Below are 3,051 nucleotides of genomic sequence, written 5' to 3'. Positions count from 1 at the left end.
CGCCGCCGACCTGCTCAATGATCGCGTACTCCCGTTCTACGAGGCTCAGGGACTGCCGGTGCTGAGAATACTGACCGACAGGGGTACGGAGTACTGTGGTAAAGTGGAGCAGCATGATTATCAGCTTTATCTGGCTATCAATGATATCGAGCATACGAAAACGAAGGCGATGTCTCCGCAGACGAACGGAATCTGCGAGCGCTTCCATAAAACCATTTTGCAGGATTTTTATAAGGTTACGTTCCGCAAGAAGTTATATGGAGACCTGGAAAGCCTGCAGGTAGATCTGGACAACTGGTTGTGGCATTACAATAATGAGCGAACTCATCAGGGAAAAATGTGCTGCGGGCGTATGCCGATGGCCACTTTACTCGATGGAAAACGGATCTGGGCAGAAAAGAATCTGAACCAGATGTAATCTGACAGACACCTGTATAAATAATCGGTAACTGTCAGATCAGGTATGAGCTAGTACAAATTATGCCAGCGTCCCTAACCGGCTGATTTGTGACATCGTCGAGGCAAATCGCACGCGTAAAGATTTCATTGCCGATGATATCCTCAAACGTAATCCCAGCGTGGTAGGCGTTTATCGTCTGGTGATGGAAACAGGCTCCGATAACTACCGCGCTCCGGCAATTCAAGGCATCATGAAACGGATCAAAGCCAAAGGTATTGGCGTCGTGGTCTATGAACCGATGCTGACGGAAGAGACATTTTTCCGCTCTCCGGTGATAAACGATCTGGCAACGTTCAAACACAAGGCTGATTTGATAATATCAAACCGCATGGCGCCGGAGTTGGAGGATGTCGCAGATAAAGTCTATACCCGCGACCTGTTTGGTTTGGATTAAACCGGTTGACCGGCCTGCTGCACACGGCGGCGACGTGCATAATACCGGCCCCACAGCAGGCCCAGCGTGGCCGCAATCAGCGAGCCCAACAGCACCCCTAGCTTGGCCGCGCCCAGCAGTTGCGGATCGTCGAAGGCTAACATGGCGATAAAGATCGACATGGTAAAACCGATACCGGCGAGCAGCCCAATCAAAAACACACCGCGCCAGGATACCTCTGACGGTAACTGGCACACACCAAAGCGTACCATTAGCCAGCTAACACCGACTACGCCCAGCAACTTACCGGCTACCAGTGCCAGCGTTACGCCCATCATCACGCCGAGTGGCACCGCGCCCGACAAATCAATGCCATTCATGCTTACCCCTGCGTTCGCCAGAGCAAACAACGGCATCACGCCATAAGCCACCCAAGGGTGCAGCGCCATCTGCACGCGAGTGACAGGCGGCAACACTTCACGCTGAGCACGATGTAACTGCTTAAGCGGTGTGACTAACTGCTCCGCAGCCTGTGTATCCGGCTTGTGCATCAGATCGCGCACAATGTAAGAAAGGCGCTCCAATGGACGCTCCTTCATCACCCGCACGGAGGCCACCGGGGTGATGAGTCCTAAGACTACCCCCGCTAATGTTGGGTGCGCTCCCGTGAGCAGAAAACCCAACCACACGATGATACCGGGAATGACATAGGCCCAGGCCGACCCGATGCCAATCTTCTGAAGCCCAAACACCATCAATACGCCCACCAGCACGGGGATAAAACAGTGGTATTCAAGCCCACCGGAGTAGAAGAACGCGATGATCAAAACGGCGATAATGTCATCGATAATGGCTAACGCCAGCAAAAACACCCGTACATTGCCGGGAATGCCTTTGCCCAACAGTGCCAGCACCCCCACGGCAAACGCGATATCCGTTGCCGTCGGCACCGCCCAGCCTTGTTGCTGCAACGGCGTGCTGTTCACACTCAGATAAATCAACGCGGGTACTATTACGCCGCCCGCGGCGGCAGCGATCGGAAGCATAGCTTGCCGCAGGCTGCTTAGCGCACCTTCATGAATTTCACGACGGATCTCCATACCGACCACTAAGAAGAACAGTGTCATAAAGGCGTCGTTGATCCAGAAATGCAGTGAATGCGCGATTTCCGTGTTGCCAATGCTAAAAGAGATCGGTAGATGCCAGAGCGCATGGTAGCCTTCCGCCCATGGCGAATTGGCCCAAACCAATGCCGCAGCAGCAGCCACAAGCAGCACAATGCCGCTTACCGCTTCAATATGGAGAAAACGTTCAAGGGTGGCAAAAGCGCGTTCCGCCAAACGCTGAGCACGAGGAATGCCCTGCGGGGACAGGGGTCGATTCATGGTTGTTATCACTCCGCGTGGCGGCCCGACCAACGCACAAACCTGTCTCACCACAACATGTGGCTAACACCCGTCACCTTTTTACCGACAATGTTGGATGAGTTCAAGTATTTTACACTGATTTACAAGCTATTTATTAAGATGATTCCAGCATTTCCGGCACTGGCGACAGAGGGAGTTGTACCGTAAAACAGGCTCCCCCTTCTGGCCGATTGGCTGCCCTGATCTCCCCGTGGTGAAGCATCACGATAGCACGACAAATCGCTAATCCCATCCCGACACCCGGAATGGAAGACTCCTCATTACCCCGGGTGAATTTCTCAAAAATATGCTGTTCGCTGCCCGAGGTGATTCCGGGGCCGTCGTCCCATACCTCGATCCTGATTTTCCCCGGCAACACGCGAGCCCGAATGCCTATCGCCCGCGCGCTGCCCGCATATTTCAATGCGTTTTCCAGCAAGTTCGCAAATACACGCTCCAGCAGCGCGCCATCGGCCTGAAGCAACACCATCTCCTGCGGTAGATCCAATTGCACCGCATCGGCGGGCAGAAGCGCCTCGAGGGATTTCAGCGCACCGCCAATGACCTCGTCCAGCGCGACACAGTCGGTTTGCAGGCGGAAGCCTTCCCCTTCAATACGTGCCCATATCCAGCATGTTGTTCACTAGGCGAATGGTACTCAACGTTTGCAGGGCTTTGTTGAATAATAGTGAGTCATGCTGTTTTGCCAAGCCAGTTTTGGTAGAAAATGCTTGTCCCCTCAGGTGTACAGTTTTCTCATGAGGCCTAACTGCATGATTTTGCGTTGCGAGGATCCGTCGTTTCACTGGACT

At 53.6% G+C, this 3,051-nt stretch carries 3 protein-coding genes and 1 pseudogene; 2 read left to right on the top strand and 2 right to left on the bottom strand.

Features of this window, described 5'->3' with window-relative positions; translation table 11 throughout:
* Both QZ506_RS19130 and QZ506_RS19125 read left to right on the top strand, forming a co-directional pair.
* The coding region (locus tag QZ506_RS19130) for an integrase core domain-containing protein (protein WP_291973157.1) at nucleotides 1-418 on the top strand (418 nt) is incomplete at its 5' end.
* A 58-nt stretch (nucleotides 419-476) separates the two neighbouring features.
* Nucleotides 477-854 (top strand): annotated as a pseudogene (locus tag QZ506_RS19125) (UDP-glucose 6-dehydrogenase); the annotation flags it as partial.
* On the opposite strand, the gene nhaA reads toward QZ506_RS19125, so the two are convergent.
* Together nhaA and QZ506_RS19115 are read right to left on the bottom strand one after the other, a co-directional pair.
* The gene (gene nhaA, locus QZ506_RS19120) at nucleotides 851-2,218 is read right to left on the bottom strand and encodes a Na+/H+ antiporter NhaA (protein ID WP_291973155.1); all 1,368 of its coding nucleotides are present in this window, start codon (nucleotides 2,216-2,218) and stop codon (nucleotides 851-853) included. The pseudogene QZ506_RS19125 and the gene nhaA sit on opposite strands and share 4 nt — an antisense overlap.
* 136 nt (nucleotides 2,219-2,354) lie before the next feature.
* Entirely contained in the window at nucleotides 2,355-2,753 is a 399-nt protein-coding gene (locus tag QZ506_RS19115) for an ATP-binding protein (protein WP_291973152.1), read from the bottom strand.
* Between the last annotated feature and the right edge of the window lie 298 nt (nucleotides 2,754-3,051).

The organism is Candidatus Symbiopectobacterium sp., assembly GCF_020054415.1.
GTDB lineage: Bacteria > Pseudomonadota > Gammaproteobacteria > Enterobacterales > Enterobacteriaceae > Symbiopectobacterium.
The sequence above is the reverse complement of the archived record's forward strand: the minus strand, read 5'-3'. Positions and strand labels throughout refer to the sequence as shown.